Raw genomic sequence first — 16,956 nt, 5'->3', positions numbered from 1 at the left:
TGGCGAGGGAATCTCAATCTTCATCACATCCCCTCCCTACATTATGTTCGCAATGTTTATTTTAAGCACTTTTTGTCCCCCGTACTCATGCTTTTCGCAAAAATAATTTCAAAAACTCATGGAGTTGTAAAGACGGGACAAATTCTATCGAATTATCACATGCTGCCGCTTTCATTGCTGCATGTTGACAATGTTATGCACATTGCTCAATGCTTTTTTCGTAACAAAAATTGACAGACCAATCTATCGTTTTTATCGAAAATATCGATTTATTCGATTCCGCGCTGACGCTTATTGCACCTGGACGCTGACCGTCACGCTGCCGGTCGCGCCCGGCGCCAGCGTGCCCGTGAAACGCCATTCGATCGTGCCGGCGGCGCCGGCGGCGGGCTTGGCCGCGACCGTGCAGCCCGTCAGGCCGGCCGGCAGGGCGCCGCAGGCGCTGGCCGCATAGGTGGTATAGGCCGGCGTGGCGTCGACGATCTTGAGATCGTTCAATGTCGTGGAGCCGGAATTCTGGAATGCGATCGTGTAGGTCAGCGTGGTCCCGGGCGAGGCATCGGCCTTGTCGACCGTCTTGGTCAGCTTGAAGTCGTCGCAGGCCTGGCAGATGCCCTCCACGGTGACCACGATCTCGCCGAGGCCGATGCCGAGCAGCTTGAGCAGCGGATCGGCCACGCCCGACAGCACCGGGCGGATGACGGGCGACACGGCGCCGACGATGATGGTCTTGAGCGCCGCCGTCACCGTGTCCGACAGCAGGACGCCGACGATGGCCGTGATGCCGCTGGTGCGGATCGCCAGGTTGCCGACCAGGGTGTCGGCCAGGTTGGCGACGAACACGGCGCTGGTGCCGACCGTGCGCGTCTGGGGGAAGGTGCCCGACATCGTCACGCCGGTGGCGAACGGCGCCTGGCCGATCGCGGCGCTCCTGGCTTCGATCGCGACGTTGACGCCGGCCAGCACCAGGGTGCCGATCTGGCCGTAGTCGACGTCCGCGGCGCTCAGGGTGCGGGTGCGGTTGAAGAAGACGCCGTCGGCGATGCTGCCGATGTAGGCGCTGGCCACGCCCGGGGCCACCTGCAGGGTGACGGCGCGGCTGACGGCGTCCACCGCCGACAGCGTGCCGCCGCCGCGGGCGACCTCCAGGTAGACGTCGAGCTTGCCGATGGCGACCTGGGCGCTCAGGCCGAGGTCGGTCAGCAGCTTGACGGACGGGCTCAGCGTCACCAGGTCGAGCTTCAGCTTCAGGCGGATCGCCGCCGAATGGAACGAGGAGCCGGTCGGGCCGCAGGTATAGACGGGCGGCTCGATCACCTGCGCGTACAGCGACAGGTTGTTCACGAGGCCGGCCTGGCCCAGCAGGCCGCCGGAGATGCCGACCGGGGTCGGCGTGAACAGCACGTTGCGGTGGTTGTACAGCTGGATCAGGCCCATCAGCATGTCGAGCGAATTGATCGTGTTCGCACCGAGCGTGGAGGCGTCGGCCGTGAGCTTGAGCAGGTCGCCCACGCGCACCGTGGCGCCGGCGCCGCCCAGCTGCGAGGCCAGCGCCTGCAGCGCGCTCGCCAGGCCGACGTTGGCCTCGGCCTGGGCCGCGGCGCCCAGCGCGGCGGTGACCTGCGCCAGCGTCAGGTTGCTCGACAGCGCCTGCGACGGCGACGACACGTTGGCGCTCGCCTGCAGGGCGTTGAGGAATCCCAGCGCCTTGACGTTGCCCTGGGCCAGCGCGTTCCAGTCGACGGCGTTGACCGCCAGCTGGGTGCCGAGCAGGCTGCCGAGCAGCGGGTTGAGCAGGGCGCTCCTGCCGGTGTCGACGCTGGCCAGGCGCGGGCCGGCGGTGACGCAGGCGCCGGTGGTGGTGCAGGCGGCGTGGGCGGAGGTGGCGGCGCCCAATGCCAGGGCCAGTGCCAGGGCGAGGGCCAGCAGCAGGCGGGCGAAGCGTGGGTGCAGGAAGGTCATGGCGATCGGTCCTGTTCTCGATTAGTGGGAGGCGTTCGGGGACAGCAGGTTTTCCAGCGTGCGCTCGTCGAACTTCATGCGCAGGCGGACGTACAGGCCCTTGGCGGTGGCGTTGCCCTCGGCCAGGTCGCGCTCGCGGAAGCCCAGCACGTTGTAGCCGGCCGAGACCCAGGTATTGGTGCGCAGCTGGTAGCCCGCCTCGATGCCGGCGCCGAACTGGCGGGCGCGACGCGCGCCGCTGACGAGCACCTGGCCGACCACGCCCACGTCCCAGTCCGCGCCGAGCTGGTGCGTGACGCGGGCACTGGCCAGCTGGCCGATGGCGCGGTTGGGCAGGCCGGCGGAGCGGTCCAGCGCGTGCTTGGCGGCGTAGCGGGCCGAGAACACGGTCTCGCGGGTCGGCTGCCAGTTGGCGTTGACGGCGACCGTATGCACGGCGCGCTTCATGGCGGCCAGGCCGTCGTCGCGCTCCAGCTTGTATTCGTACTTGGCCAGGCCGTTCCAGCCCAGCGTTTCCAGCGCCCGGTAGGCCACGCCGCTCTGCAGCAGTTCGTTGACGCGCATGGCATCGGTGGCGCGGCTGCGGCTGGCGGCCAGGGTGTTCTTGCCGAGGAAGCTCCAGGTCTCGCTCAGGCGGTACGCCAGGCCCAGCGTGGACAGCACGTTGTCGCTGTCCTGGGCATGGCGCAGTTCCAGGCGCGCGTTGGCGCGCAGCGCCGGGGTGCGGCTGTATTCGATCGCGCCGGCGACGGCCACGGCTTCGTTGGCGGCCGAACCGGACAGCACGCGCACGCGCTCGACGCTGGTGCTGCCGCGCACGCCGTCGGCGATCTGCCACAGGTTGCGCAGGCCGAGGGCCGCTTCGGCCTGGCGGCCGCCGGCGCCGGCGAAGCCCAGGTCGGCGCCGCGGGCACGGTATTCGGAGAACATGCGGCCATCCTTCATGTAGTCGGTATCGATGCCGAACACGGTGGCGTTGCGTTGCTGGCCGTCGTTCAGCGCATAGTTCGAGACCAGGCTGCTGATCAGTTCGTGACGGCCGTACACGCGGCTGCCGCCGGCGAAGCGGTAGTCGCCGCCGAGGGCCAGCATGCGGCGGCCGCTGTCGCGCACGTCCTGCTCGGCCTCGGCGTAGACGCCGGCCTGCGGCAGGCCCGGCACCTGGGCCGCGACCTTGGCGCGCACGCTGGTGAGGTCCGGCTGGGCCAGCACGGTGGCGGCGTCGCCGGCCGTTTCGTGGGCGCGGCGCACGCCGGCTTCGACGCGCACGCCGTTGCCGAAGGCATAGCCGGCCGAGACCTGCACGCCGTCGCGGCGCGCGCCGCTGGTGAGGTCTTCGGTGTGCAGGGCTTCGCCGGCCACGACGACCTTGTCGGTGGCCTGCCAGCGCAGGCGGGCGCCGGCCTCGACGCGGCCGCGCGGCAGGTTCGCCGACGGGTTGTCGAAGTTCAGGTCGGCGCGGCCGCCGAACACGCGCGATTCCAGCTTGCCGTCCACGCGCACCGCCTCGAAGCGGGCGGCGTTGCCGTCGATGCCGGCCCTGTCCATGCGGGCGCCTTCGACGATCACCGTGGTCTTGTCGTCCGGACGCACGGTGGCGTTCAGGCTGGCCAGCGTGGACGGGGCGGCCGGGTTGCGGTCGTCGACGTAGGCGCCGCCGATCTCGGCGAACTTGCCGACGCGGTATTGCGCGGCGACGCCGGCGGTCCAGAAGCGCGGGCTGCCCTGGTCGATCTCGTAGCTGATGCGCACCGACACCGGGTTGAGGAATTCGTCGAGGCTGGCGACCGGGGCGCGGAACAGGATGCGGCCGGTCAGCGGCTCGATGTCGTAGTCGACGTAGCGCTGTTGCGCCTTGCGCGACAGGATCACGCCGGTCTGGTTGCGGTCGCGCACGACGATCTCGATGCGCTCGCTGTTGATGACCATCACGCCGCTGCCGGTGTTGTAGGGGCCCGAGGTGCCGTTGGCGGCGATTTCCTCGACCATCTGGCGGCTGCTGTCGCGGCTGGCGAACGCGTCGACGAGCAGGTTGCCCGATTCGTAGTGCTGGCGCAGGCCGGTCAGGGCGCGGTTGTAGGCGCCAAGGTTGCGCGCCGGCGTGGCGCCCGGCGGCGTGATGTCGCCGTACATGACCCAGGACTTGTCGTGGTCGGCGCGCAGGTACAGGCGGCTGGTCGACTGGGCGTCGAAGCCGCGCTGGGCGTCGTCGCCATAGGCCGGGTAGTAGGCGTTCGGATCCAGGTCGCGGAACAGCTTCTGTTCGGACACCTTGTCGGAATCGTAGGACAGGGTCAGCAGCGTGTCCTTGGCCACCTTGCCCTTGGCGAACATCGCGGCGCGGCCGCCGATCTCGGTGTTGCCGTTCGAAACGTGGCGCAGCGCGTCCTCGAAGCCGTCGAACGCGCGTACCGGATCGGTGACGTTGCCCTTGACCCGGTTCAGGCCGATCGCGGTATCGACCACGCCGGCGGCGACCAGCGGGCGCAGGTCCGGCACGAAGGACAGCTCGGCCTGCGCCTGCACGGTGCCGCTGGCGGCGCGCACGACCACGTCGCCGGCTTCCAGCGGGGCGCGCAGGGCGAAGTCGGCGCTGCCGCCTTCGACGAAGGCCTGCAGGCCCGCTTCGCGCGGGTCGAGGTCGGCCTGCAGCCAGGCGCCGCGGGCGGCTTCCAGCGTCAGCGGGGTGCGCTCGGCGACCGGCACGCCGTGCGCGTCCTCCAGGCGCACGTGCAGCAGGGCCAGCGCGCGGCCGTCGGCGGCGACGCGGTGGTTTTCCAGTTCCAGGCGGATGCGCGCCAGGGCGCCCGGCGCCATCACGGCGATGCTGCGGCTGCCGCGGGCGTTGCCGAACTGGTCCTTCTGGCGCAGTTCGAGGGTGTTGCGGCCCGGCTGGAGGGCGACGCCGACGTATTCCCAGCTCTGCATCTGGCGGCTGGCGACGGTATTGCGCTGGCCGATGCGGCCGTCCGGCACGTCGACGCCGTTCACCGCCAGGGTGAAGGTCGAACCGGCGGTGCCTTTCACGCGCACGTTCGCCTGGGCCTGGGCCAGCACGGCGCCGTCTTCCAGGCCGACGAAGGCGAGGGTGTTGTCGAGCTGGTCGAGGGCGACGGCGGCGGCGGGCGCCGGCTGGCGCGCCGACGCCTGCGCGGCGGCCGTGGCGGCCTGGTCGGCCAGGCGCGCGGCCGCTTCCAGGGCGGCGCGGGCGGCCTGGCGGCGCGCCGCGATGGCGCCGCGCAGGTCGGCGCTGCAGCCGGCGACGGCGAAGTCGGCCTTGGCCAGCTCGCCGTCCTTGAGGTCGACGAACAGGCTGCCCGGGTCGCCGGCATTGCGCTGCGACGTGCCCTGCAGCTCGGCGCCTTCCGGCAGCGTGGCGCCGTCGAGCTTGGCGATATGGGTGCGCGGACGCACGTCGGCGAAGCTGTAGCGGCCTTCGGCGTCGGTCTGCGACCAGCTGCCGTCCTCGAGCCAGACGCGCACGCCGGCGATGCCCGGTTCGCGCGGGCCGCGCAGGCCGTCGCCGTCGCAGTCGGCGAACACGCTGCCGACGATGAAGCCTTTTTCGCTGAAGACGCCCGGCAGGACCTTGACCTTGGCCGCGGCCACGCTGCTGACCAAGGCCAGCGGCGCGCGGCTGCTGGCGACGGCGCGGTTGATGCCGTCGCCCTGCAGCGCGCCGGCGCCGATCCGCACGCGGTAGCGCAGCACGGCCACGCCGCCGGCCGGCACGGTGCCGACGTCGGCGTGCAGCCTGCCGGCGCTGCCCGACGGATCCGGACGGACGGCGCCGTCCAGGCGCAGCGTGCCCGGCTCGTAGCGGAAGCCCGCCGGCAGCGCATCGTCGACGGCCACGCCGCCGAGGTCCTGGTCGCCGCTATTGTGCACGCGGATCGTGTAGTCGACGAAGTCGGCGATCTCGGCGGTCGAGCGCGACGCCATCTTCTCGAGGTAGAGCATGCCGGGGACCGGGTCGAGCGGCAGGTCGATGCTGACGGCGCCGGTCTCGACGCTGACGGTGAACTCGCCGCCGAACGAGCCGTACAGGTGGATGTCGCGGTCGGACGGGAGCTTGCCCGGCTCGACCCTGGACGGGAAGGTGTAGTTGGTCGGCGCCACGACCTGGATCTTGTACAGGCTGGGCGCGACCAGCGGGAAGCGGTAGCTGCCGTCGCTGGCGCTGACGACGGTGCTCGGATACGGGGTGGTGCCGTCGACGTCGAACACCGCGGCCGCGCCGTTGGCGATGCCGCCGTTGCCGGCGCCGGTGACGTCGATCAGGGTGACGCGGGCGCCGGCCAGCGGCAGGCCGGTGGCGCTGTCGAACACGATGCCGCGCGGGTCGACCAGGATCGAGGTGGTGACCAAGCCCTTGCCGCAGCTGGCGACGGAGGCGACCAGCGTGTCGTCGGCCATCGCGGCGACGGCGCCTTCCTGGCTGGTGGCGCCGGCGCCCGCGCCGGACGTGCCTTTCTTGCCGCCCGCGCCGTCGTCGGCGCCCGTGGCCGCCGCCGAGGGGGCCGTGGTGCGCGCCGCCGGGGAGGCGATGCGGAAGATGCCGGTGTTCGGGCCGGTCTCGGTGGCCGGGTAGCCCTGGGTATCGCCGGTACGGCTGGACTGGATGCTGATGACGACCGTCTCGGCGCGCATCGGATCGGCGTTGCAGGCCGAGGCGGTGGCCTGCACGTAGAGCTGCATGCCGGTCATCGTGACGCGCGCGCGGGTGCGGAAGTCCGCGCCGGTGAAGTACTCGATGGTGTCGGCCATGGCGCCGGCCGGGACGGCCGCCGTCACCGTGTTCGACCGCAGCGACGCGTCGGCCCGGGCCGGATCGGCGTAGGTGACGCTGGCCGTGTTGCTGATCTGGGCGGACGCGAACGGGGCGAGCGCGGCCAGCAGGCAGGCGAGAAGCAGGCGGATGAACGGATTTTTCATGGCGGCGACGGGGTGAAGGGACGAAAGCCGCCCCGCCGCCGCCGGCGGGGGCGGCGATCGGGGCGACGCGGCGGGTGCGCGGCGGCGCTTACGGGTTGATGCGCACGCCGAACGACATCATGGTCGACTGGCCCGGGGTCAGGGTGACGGCCGAGGTGGTCAGGTTGGTGACCGGACCGGTCAGTACCGTCAGGATCGAACCCAGCGTGGCGGTGACCGGGTTGGTGCCGCCGTAGTAGGTGGTGTTCGCCGGGATGTCGTCCTTGATCTGCACTTGCGTGACGTCGGTGGTGCCGTTGTTGGTCGCCGTGATCTGGTAGCGGATGCAGGCGCCCGGCAGCGCGCTGGCGATCGGCGCGGTGCTGAAGGCGGTGTCGGCGGTGCCGTCGCACGCCGCGTCGATCGCCTGGGTCTTGACCAGCGTGACCTGGGTCGCACCGATGGCCACGGTGACGGCGTCGTGGATCGTGTCCTTCACGTTCGAGGTCGGGGACAGCGCGCGGAAGTAGACGTCGGTGGTGCCGGCGGTGGCGCCCGCGGCCGGGGTCACGTCGGCGTACACCAGGTTGCTGCCGCCGGCGGCGACGGTGCTGCTGGTGATGACGGCGCCGCTGACGTCGCGGAACACGACGGTCCAGCCGTTCGGCAGGGTGCCGGTGCCGAAGGTGTTGTTGTCCAGGCTGCTGCTCAGGTTGAACGTGTCGGCGCTGCCGCCGTTGTTGTTCAGGTACAGCACGAAGCGGGTCGGGGTGCCCGGCGCGGTGGTGTTGGTGACCTGCGCCGAGGCTTCGGCGCCGGCGCCGTGGCCCAGGGCGTTGTTGCCCGCGGCGTTGGCGGTGATGTCGACGCTCGAGCCGGTGCCGACGGTCGTGGTGTCGGCGGCGCTGGCCTTCACGGTGTTGTTGAAGACGCTGGTCGCGTTCACCGTCAGGGTGTGCTGGGCGTTGGTCTGGGCGCCGGCCGGCAGGGTGGCGACGGCGACGAACTTGAAGGTGCCGCCGATCGCCAGGCTGCCGGTGCTGGTGATCGGGGTGGCGTTGTCGGCGATGCCGTCGCCGTTGGCGTCGAGGAAGAACTGCACGCCGGCCATCGTGAATGCGCCGCTTTCCTGGGCCGACAGGGTGAAGCTGTCGGCGCCGTTGCCGGTGTTGGTGACGGTGTGGGCGTAGCTGACCGTGGTATTGGCGGCGGCCGTCTTGGCCGAGCCGGCGCTCAGGGTCACGGCGGCGACCTGCTGCACGGTGGTGACCACGGTGTTCGAGGTGGCGGTGCGCTGCGTCGACGTCGAGTCGGTATACGTCGCGGTGGCGGTATTGCTGATCTGGGTGCCGGCGGCGGTGCCGGCATGGGCGGCGCCGGTGGCGAGCAGCAGCGAAGCGATGGCGGTCAGGCGGGTTTTCATGTCGGATTCCTTTCTTGTTTGTTAATGGGGCGGACAACTTCCGCTAAAACTCGGTCAAATCAAGGTAAAAACAGGGTAAAAAGTTCAGGATCGCTTGCCGGGTTCGCCCAGGCGCATGCGCGAACTCACGGTGACGGACTGGCCGGCGCCGAGGTCGCCCAGTTCCCAGCGCAGGAAGCGGTATTCAGTGGGAGGCACGGTTTCCTGCTGGCGCCGGCCGTTGCGGACGACCTCGCGTTTCAGGGGCGGCACCGCGAAGGTGACGCCGTCGAGGCTGGCCTGCAGGCCGGCCGGGGCGGCGCTGCCTTCCAGGTAGGCCATGCCGCCTTCGGGTACCGGCAGCGTCGCCTTGACTTGCCGGGCGACCACCTTGCCGGCGTTCTGGTAGGTCACCTGGTATTCGATGACGTCGCCCGGCTGGGCCTGGGTCGTCGGGACGAGGCGCACGTCCTTGCCGCTGGCGACGACCTGGAAGGCGCGCAGCGTCACGGCGACCTGGTCGCCGTCGGCCGCGAGCGCGTGGCCGCCGGCCAGCGCCAGCATCCACAGCAGCAGGGTGGTCAGGATACGGTTGATCATTCTTGGCTCTCCGTTGGAAAAATCGGCGTTGCCGCCTGGGTTTCGAATTTGCTGGATTTGTCGAGACAGACGCAAGGTATCACTTCTACTGAGTTCCTGTAAAGAAACTTTCGAATTTCGTGATTAGTGTTGTGCGGAGGAAACGAGTGAGCCGTATGCACCCCACGTCCGTCGCGGGGTTTGCTGGCTGGACAAGATGAGAATACGGGGCGCCGGGCGGCGGGAATTCGCAGGGGGCGGGATGGCGGGTCAGGGGCACGCTGCCCCTATATTTACTGTAGGTGTTGTCCTACAGCAACGTATTTTCGAATTTTTGCTTTTTCTGTTTCTGCTGAATTTACATTAAGAAACTTTTAGGTCATCATCGGTCCGGTAGCTTCCTCGACATTCACTTTTATCGGATCGACGACACCGACCATGGACATGACCCCACCGGAAAGCCAGGCAGACCTGCAAGAAATGCGCGCCGCGTACGCGGCCCTCGACCGCGCCCAGGCCATCATCGAGTTCGGACTCGACGGCATCATCCTGCGCGCCAACGACAATTTCCTGAACCTGACCGGCTACCGCGCCGAGGAAATCGTCGGCCGCCACCATGCGATGTTCGTCGAGCGCGACGTGGCGGCGTCGCCCGAGTACGCACTGTTCTGGGAAGATCTGGCGGCCGGCAAGGTCGAGCGCGCGGAATACAAGCGCCTGGCCAAGGGCGGCCGCGACATCTGGATCAACGCGTCCTACAACCCGGTCGTGGATGGCGCCGGCCACGTTGTCAAGGTGATCAAGTTCGCCACCGACATCACGGAGCAGCGCCAGCGCGCCGTCGAGTGCGCCGGACTGGTGGAGGCGATCCGCAAGGCCCAGGCCGTCGTCGAGTTCGACATGGATGGCACCCTGATCAGCGCCAACGAGAATTTCCTCGCGCTGCTCGACTATTCGCTGGAAGACGTGTGGGGCGAGCACCACCGCGTGTTCTGCGAAGACGAGTATGCGGCCAGCGCCGCCTACCGCCGCTTCTGGCAAAAACTCAACCGCGGCGAGTTCGACAGCGGTCGCTACAAGCGCCTGGGCAACAACGGCAAGGTCGTGTGGATCCAGGCGACCTACAACCCGATCCTCGACCTGAACGGCAAGCCGGTAAAGGTCGTCAAGTTCGCCACCGACATCACCGAGCAGGTGCGCCTGGAGCAGGCGGCGGCGGCGCGCGGCGAAGCGGAACACCGCAAGGTGGGGATGCTGCTGGAACTGGTGGCGCGCGCCTCGCGCGGCGACCTGACCGGCACCGTCGCGCTGTCCGGCGACGAGCCGCTCGACCAGCTGGCGCGCGGCGTGATGGCCATGGTCGGCGACCTGCGCACCGTGATCGGCGACGTGATCGGCGCCGCCGGCAAGCTGTCCGATTCCTCGCGCACCATCGCCGAGCGCTCGAATACCGTCGCCGCCAGCGCCCAGGCGCTGGGCGCCACCGTCGAGGAGATGAACGCCTCGGTCGACGGCCTGACCGCCTCGATCGAGACCATCGCGCGCAGCACCCACGACGCCAACACGCTGGCCCAGGCCACCCACAACGAAGCCGAACTGGGCGCCAAGGCGATCGCCAAGTCGATCGAGGCGATGGGCATGATCAACCAGTCGTCGGAAGACATCGGCGAGATCGTCAAGGTGATCGGCGAGATCGCCAGCCAGACCAATATGCTGGCGTTCAACGCCGCCATCGAGGCGGCGCGCGCCGGCGAGCACGGCCTGGGCTTCTCGGTCGTGGCCGACGAGGTGCGCAAGCTGGCCGAGCGCTCGTCGCAGGCGACCAAGGAAATCTCCAAGCTGATCAACGAATCGGTGCGCCGCGTGTCGCAGGGCAGCGAGATCTCGCGCCAGGCCAGCGAGGCGTTCGACCGCATCAGCGCCGGCGTGCAGAAGACCTCGCTGGCGATCGCCGACATCTCGGCCAGCGCCAACGAGCAGTCGCTGACGGCCAAGGAAGTCAGCGTGGCGATCTCCTACATCGCCCAGGAGACCGAGCGTTCGGCCGGTTCCTGCGACAGCATCGCGCGCTCGACCGAAGGCCTGAACGAGAACGCCGAGCAGCTCAACCGCACCGTCGGCCGCTTCGCGGTCTGAACGGGGGCCGCATGGACCTGCGCGACGAACACCTCGATGCCGTGATCGCGCTGGTGCGCCAGCACACCGGCATCGCCATGAACGAAAACAAGCGCGTCCTGTTGCAGGGACGCCTGCTGCCGCGCATGCGCGCCCTGGGCCTGGCGTCCTACGACGACTACATCGCGCACCTGCGGCGCGGCGGTCCGGAGGTCGGCCCGTTCATCGATTCCGTCACCACCAACGACAGCGCGTTCTTCCGCACGCCGGCCGTCTGGTGGTACCTGAACGACGAATTCCTGGCCGACTGGCATGCCGGCCACGGCGGCGCGCCGCTGCGCATCTGGTCGGCGGCCGCCGCCACCGGGGAGGAAGCCTACTCGATGGCCATGCTGTGCCTGGAATTCCAGCGCCAGCACCCCGATTTCCGCTTCACCATCAGCGCCACCGACATCTCGAGCCAGGCGCTGGACGCCGCGCGCGGCGCCACCTACCGCGGCCGCACCGTGGAGCGCTTCGCGCTGACCCGCCCGGCGCTGTTCCGGCGCTACCTGGCCGGCGGCCCGGAGCGCTGGACCGTGGCGCCGGAGGTGCGCGCGCACGTCGCCTTCGCCACCCACAACCTGCTGGCGCCGCCGCCCCGGCGCGAGCACTTCGACCTGGTCCTGCTGCGCAACGTCCTGATCTACTTCGACGAGCAGAACCAGGAACGCATCCTGGCCCAGGTGCGCACCGCCATGCGCCCGGGCGCGCGCCTGGTGCTGGGCGAGCAGGAATCCATCACCCGCATCCGTACGCCGTTCGAATTCGAACAGGCCCACGTCTACCGCATCGCAGGAGAACCGCAATGAACGCCCACCCGATGTCCCTGCCGCCGTCGCCCGCCCTCGGCGCCGCCACGCCGTCCCATGGCGCGCGCCCGCGCCACATGCCGCGCGCCCGTCCGGACGCCGGCCACACCCGCCACGTCTGGACCGGCCAGCTCGAGGTCGCCGAGGGCGACCAGGTGCTGACGGCCTTGCTCGGCTCCTGCGTCGGCATCGGCATGGTCTGGCGCGCGCGCGGCCGCTGCGGGCTGGCGCACTGCTTCCTGCCGGACGGCGTGGGCATCGGCGGCGCCGGCGCCCGCTACGTCAGCGCGGCCGTGCCCGCGCTGCTGGCGGCGCTGGGCGTGCGCCGCGAGCACTACGCCGAGGTCGAGGTGGTGGTCGCCGGTGGCGCGCGCATGCTGCACCTGCCGGGCGGCGAGGCCGCCATCGGCCGCCGCAACATCGCCGCCGCGCACGCGCAACTGGCGGCGCGCGGCCTGAACGTGGAGTACGAGGACGTCGGCGGCAGCCACGGCCGGCGCCTGTCGATCGACTGCGACAGCCAGACCTGGTCGGTGGTGCGCGTCGGCATCGCCGAGGGAGCGCTCGCATGAACGCGCCGGCACTGTTCGAGACCCAGGCCGTGGCGGCCCTGGCCGGCGGCGACGGCGACGCCGTGCGTGCGGCGCTGGCCGCAGCGCAGGCCGCGCGCGCCGCCAAGGCCGACGCCCTGGCGCGCGCCGCCGGCACCCGCCTGTACGGCAGCTTCCACCTGGGCGGCCAGGAGTTCGCGCTGGACGCGGCCTGCATCCGCGAAGTGGTCGGCATGCCCGAGCGCATCGTGCGCCTGCCGCTGTCGCCGGCCTGCATGGAAGGCATCTTCACGCTGCGCGGCAGCGCGATCCCGATGATCAACCTGGCGCGCGTGTTCGATCCCGACGCGCCGGCGGCCGGCCCGGACCAGCGCGTGGCCATCCTCGAGCACGAGGAAGTGCTGGTCGGCCTGGTGTTCGACGCCACCGGCGAGGTGCTGCGCGTGCGCCCCGAGCAGCACAGCGCGCTGGCCTGGCGCGAGGGCGCCGCCCGCGTGCTGTCCGGCGCGCTGACGCTGGAGCAGGGCGCGCGCCTGGTGCAGCTGCTCGACGCGGATGCGCTGATCCGCATCGACAACGTGCCCCAGGTGCGGGCCCAGAGCGCCGCCCGCGACGCCGAGCGCCTGCGCTTCCTGCGCCGCGCCCAGGGCCGCAAGGCGCTGTCGTTCCGCGCCGGCGGCATGGCCTTCGCCATGGCCATCGACGCGGTGCAGGAAATCATCCGCGTGCCCGCGCTGCGCTCGTCGGTCATGCTGGGCAAGCTGTGCAAGGGCTGGTTCGACCTGCGCGGCACGGCCGTCGGCGTGGTCGACCTGGGCGCGCTGCTGCAGTGCGCGCCGGCGCCGGACGCGCGCGCCGACGAGCGCCGCGTGATGATCGTGCGCGCCGGCGGTGAGCTGCTGGGGCTGCTCGTCGACGCCGTCGACGACATCCGCGCCTATTTCGACAGCGACGTGCTGGCGATCCCGATGCTCGGCACGCGCCGCGCCGCCATGTTCCGCGGCATGCTGCCCGACGCCGAGCGCGGCGACGCGCTGTTCCTGGACCACGCGCATCTCTTTTCGGAAGCCGAGGTGGCCGAGATCTGCGCCGGCCACCGCCGCCTGTACCAGCACGAGCTGGATGCCGCGCCCGGCCGCGAGGGCGCGCGCCACGGCCGGCGCCAGGTCTACCTGGCGTTCACGCTGGACACCGGCTGGGCCACCGACATCGGCCAGGTGCGCGAGATCGTCGCCTGCGACGGCGCGCTGACGCGCCCGCCGGGCATGCCGGACTGCGTGCACGGCATGATGCAACTGCGCCAGCAGATGATCTGCGTGATCGATTTGCGCCGCATGTACGGCATGCCGCCCCGGGAAGACCTGGATGCGACCGCCCTGGCCGAGCGCCGCGTGCTGGTGCTGGACCACGGCACCGAGCGCTACGGCGTGATCGTGGACCGCGTCGACAGCATCCTGTCGCTGTCCGACAGCCAGCGCCGCCCGTCGCCCGCGCTGCTGCGCGTGAACGGCCCGGACGACATGCGCCGCGACGCCGGGGAGGTGCTCGAGGTGCCGGTCGACGGGGGCAGGGACGAGGTGCTCACGCTGTTCGACAAGACGCGCTTCCTGGCGACGCTGCGCGGCCACCTGGAGGGGCAGGCGGCTTGACACTCGTCGCCCCGGCGCAGGCCGGGGCCCAGTCCTGCAGGCATTTCCGTGACGCGTGCAGTAATTGGGCCCCGGCCTGCGCCGGGGCGACGTCGTTTACGGCGCCGCGTTGCCGTCGTTTACGGCGCCGCGTTGCCGTCGTTCATGGCGCCGGCAGGCGCAGCACCTTCGCCCCGATCGCCGGATCCTCCTTGCGCTCCAGCCGCTGCCCGTGCACCGTCAGCGTCACCTCCAGCGAGCCTTTCCCCACCGTGAGCGCCAGCAGGTGCCCGCCGACCACCGAGAAATCCTTGCCGCCGCCCACGCCGTGGGCATGCAGCGAGGGCTCGCCGTCCTTCCAGGCCAGCGTCCCGACGATGCCGGTCATCTCGCGATCCCGGAAGGTGGCCGGGTCGTAGTCGCGTCTCTCGAAATCGAAGAAGCCGAAGGTGACGCTGCCGGCGAAGCCAAAGGCCGTCAGGCTGGCCGACGGGACGTCCTCGGCCCGCGCCAGCCGCGCCAGTTCGGCGAACAGGTCGTCGCCCTCGGTCAGCACCATCAGGAAGCCGGTGGCGGTGCGCGCATACTTTGGTTCGTTCATCTCAGTGCATCCTCGACGGGTCGCGGGTGCTGCCCGTCCTTTCGATCATGATGTCGATCGCCTTGGCGGCCGGGACCTTGCTGTCCTTGGCGTAGTGCCACAGCGGGATCAGGGGATTGCATTCCGGGAAATAGCCGGCCACGCAGCCCGGCGGCACCGGGTAGTCGATCACCCGCAGGTTTTCCACGCGCCGCGTCACGCCGTCGTCGGCCGCCGTGCTGGCGGTCACCAGGTCGCCGTCGGCCAGGCCGCGCGCCTCCATGTCGGCGCGCGCCATGAACAGCACGTCGCGGTCGGCGGTGCCGCGGAAGCGGTCTTCCAGGCTGTAGATCGTCGTGTTGAACTGGCCGTCGCTGCGCACCGTGAACAGGCGTAGCGAACCGGCCGGCGCCGGCATGTCCGGATCGGCCACGAGGCCGTCGGGCACCGTGAAATTGGCCTTGCCGGTGGGCGTCTTCCAGACCCGCTCGGCGGCCGGCAGGGGCTTGCGGAAGCCGCCCGGCGTCCACATGCGCGCATTGAAGTCGTGGAAGATCTCGGGATAGGTCTCGCCCATGGCGTCGCGGATGCGGCCGTAGTCGGCCACCCACGCCTCCCAGTCCAGGCGCGGATTCGGCGGCAGCAGCGCCCGGGCGATGCCGGCCACGATCGCCGGCTCGGACAGCAGCGTGTCGGCGGCCGGCTCGGCGCGGCCGCGCGAGCCGTGCATGCAGGAGGTGGAATCCTCCACCGTCACGGCCTGCTCGCCGCCGGCCTGGCGGTCGACCTCGATGCGGCCCAGGCAGGGCAGCAGCCAGGCCTCGCGGCCATGCACCAGGTGGCTGCGATTGAGCTTGGTGGCGATGTGCACGGTGAGCGGGATGTCGCGCCAGGGCTGCTCCATCTGCCCGTGGTCGGGCACGGCGCGCACCAGGTTGCCGCCCAGGCTCACCAGCGCTTCCACGTTCCTGGCGCGGATCGCCTCGCAGGCCTCGACCGTGTTCATGCCCTTGTCGCGCGGCGGCGTGAAACCGTACTGCTGCGCGAGCTTGTCGAGCGGCGCCAGTTCCGGCTTTTCGGTGATGCCGACAGTGCGCTGGCCCTGCACGTTGGAGTGGCCGCGTACCGGGCAGATGCCGGCGCCCGGCTTGCCGATGTTCCCGCGCAGCAGCAGCAGGTTGACCACCATCTGCACGTTCTGCACGCCGTTGCGGTGCTGGGTCAGGCCCATGCCGTAGACGGCCATGCAGGCCCTGGACCGCATGTAGTCGGCCGCGGCCTCTTCCAGTCGGGCGCGCGGCAGGCCGGATTCGCGCTCGATCTCGTCCCAGTCGCTGGCGCGCACGGCGTCGGCGAACGCCTCGAAGCCGTGGGTGTGCTCGGCGATGAAGGCGGCGTCGACCACGCGCGCGCCGCCGCGCGCCACGGCAGCGTCGTCGGCCGCGATCACGGCCTTGCAGATGCCCATGATGGCCGCGGTGTCGCCGCCGGCCTTGACCTGGTGGTACTGGGTGCTGATGGCCGTCTCGTGGCCGCTGAGCATCTCGCCCGGCGATTGCGGGTTGACGAAGCTGACCAGGCCGCGTTCGCGCAGCGGATTGAAGGTGACGATGGGCACGCCGCGCTTGCGCGCTTCCTGCAGCTGGTGCAGCATGCGCGGGCTGTTCACGCCCACGTTCTGGCCGAAGAAGAAGATGCAGTCGGTGCGTTCGAAGTCTTCCAGCAGCACGGTGCCGACCGCCACGCCGATCGACTTCGGCAGCGCCACCGAGGTGCTCTCGTGGCACATATTGGAACTGTCGGGCAGGTTGTTGTTGCCGTACATGCGCGCCAGCAGCGCGTACATGTACGAGGTTTCCAGCGAGGCGCGGCCCGAGCTGTAGAACACGACCTTCTTCGGATCCATCTGCTGCAGGCGCGCGCCGATCGCGGCGAAGGCCGCGTCCCAGGCCACCTCGACGTAGCGGTCGGTGGCGGGGTCCCAGCGCATCGGCGCGGTGAGGCGGCCGGCGTTCTCCAGTTCGTGGTCGTGCCAGGTTTCCAGCTCCTGCAGCGTGTGGCGGGCGAAGAAGCCCGGATCGACGCGCTTGCTGGTGATTTCCCAGGCGGTGGCCTTGGCGCCGCTCTCGCAGAACTCGGCCGGGTGCGGATGCGCCGGCTTGGCCCAGGCGCAGCTGGTGCACATGAAGCCGTCCGTCTTGTTCTGCTTGAGCAGCAGGGCGCCGCCTTCGAGCGGCACGTGCTGCTGCAGCAGGACGGTGCCGACTTCCTTGAGGGAACCCCAGCCGCCGGCCGGGATCGTGGGTTCGTTGCGATTGCCTTGTTTGCTCATGATCGGTTCCGCCATGTCTTCGGGTGCCCCAGCTTCCCCAAT

At 70.2% G+C, this 16,956-nt stretch carries 10 protein-coding genes; 4 read left to right on the top strand and 6 right to left on the bottom strand.

Going from position 1 to position 16,956, the window contains the following annotated elements; all coding sequences use genetic code 11:
- Positions 1-291 precede the first annotated feature (291 nt).
- From QZ749_RS18110 to QZ749_RS18095, 4 genes are all read right to left on the bottom strand, one after another.
- Positions 292-1,962, bottom strand: coding sequence for a hypothetical protein (locus tag QZ749_RS18110; RefSeq protein ID WP_296949593.1), 1,671 nt, complete (start codon positions 1,960-1,962; stop codon positions 292-294).
- A 21-nt stretch (positions 1,963-1,983) separates the two neighbouring features.
- Positions 1,984-6,897: a hypothetical protein gene (locus tag QZ749_RS18105; RefSeq protein ID WP_296949592.1), complete on the bottom strand. Its 4,914-nt coding sequence runs from the start codon at positions 6,895-6,897 to the stop codon at positions 1,984-1,986.
- Between the two features lie 88 nt (positions 6,898-6,985).
- Positions 6,986-8,299 carry a hypothetical protein gene (locus QZ749_RS18100; RefSeq protein WP_296949591.1) on the bottom strand — a complete coding sequence of 438 codons (1,314 nt, stop codon included), beginning with the start codon at positions 8,297-8,299 and terminating at the stop codon, positions 6,986-6,988.
- Positions 8,300-8,383: 84 nt separating this feature from the next.
- A complete protein-coding gene (locus QZ749_RS18095; protein WP_296949589.1) occupies positions 8,384-8,878 on the bottom strand; it encodes a hypothetical protein in 495 nt (164 codons plus the stop codon).
- Positions 8,879-9,295: 417 nt separating this feature from the next.
- Here QZ749_RS18095 and QZ749_RS18090 point away from each other — a divergent pair, with 417 nt between their 5' ends.
- From QZ749_RS18090 to QZ749_RS18075, 4 genes are read left to right on the top strand one after another with little or no spacing between them, the layout of a single operon-like run.
- Positions 9,296-10,993 (top strand): PAS domain-containing methyl-accepting chemotaxis protein, encoded by a 1,698-nt coding sequence (locus QZ749_RS18090; RefSeq protein WP_296949588.1) that lies wholly within the window; start codon positions 9,296-9,298, stop codon positions 10,991-10,993.
- An 11-nt stretch (positions 10,994-11,004) separates the two neighbouring features.
- Positions 11,005-11,823, top strand: coding sequence for a protein-glutamate O-methyltransferase CheR (locus QZ749_RS18085; RefSeq protein WP_296949587.1), 819 nt, complete (start codon positions 11,005-11,007; stop codon positions 11,821-11,823).
- Positions 11,820-12,395, top strand: coding sequence for a chemotaxis protein CheD (locus QZ749_RS18080; protein ID WP_296949585.1), 576 nt, complete (start codon positions 11,820-11,822; stop codon positions 12,393-12,395). The genes QZ749_RS18085 and QZ749_RS18080 overlap by 4 nt, the downstream gene beginning before the upstream one ends.
- Positions 12,392-14,023, top strand: a complete 1,632-nt coding sequence (locus QZ749_RS18075; protein ID WP_296949583.1) for a chemotaxis protein CheW — start codon at positions 12,392-12,394, stop codon at positions 14,021-14,023. The genes QZ749_RS18080 and QZ749_RS18075 overlap by 4 nt, the downstream gene beginning before the upstream one ends.
- A gap of 142 nt (positions 14,024-14,165) precedes the next feature.
- Here the strand turns inward: QZ749_RS18075 and QZ749_RS18070 are convergent, their stop codons facing one another.
- Both QZ749_RS18070 and QZ749_RS18065 read right to left on the bottom strand, forming a co-directional pair.
- On the bottom strand, positions 14,166-14,603 hold the full coding sequence (locus QZ749_RS18070) for a PPC domain-containing DNA-binding protein (RefSeq protein ID WP_296949581.1): 438 nt from the start codon (positions 14,601-14,603) through the stop codon (positions 14,166-14,168).
- 1 nt (position 14,604) lies between these two features.
- Positions 14,605-16,914, bottom strand: coding sequence for an FdhF/YdeP family oxidoreductase (locus QZ749_RS18065; protein ID WP_296949579.1), 2,310 nt, complete (start codon positions 16,912-16,914; stop codon positions 14,605-14,607).
- Between the last annotated feature and the right edge of the window lie 42 nt (positions 16,915-16,956).

It is taken from the genome of uncultured Massilia sp., from assembly GCF_913773735.1.
Classification (GTDB): domain Bacteria; phylum Pseudomonadota; class Gammaproteobacteria; order Burkholderiales; family Burkholderiaceae_D; genus Telluria.
The sequence above is the reverse complement of the archived record's forward strand: the minus strand, read 5'-3'. Positions and strand labels throughout refer to the sequence as shown.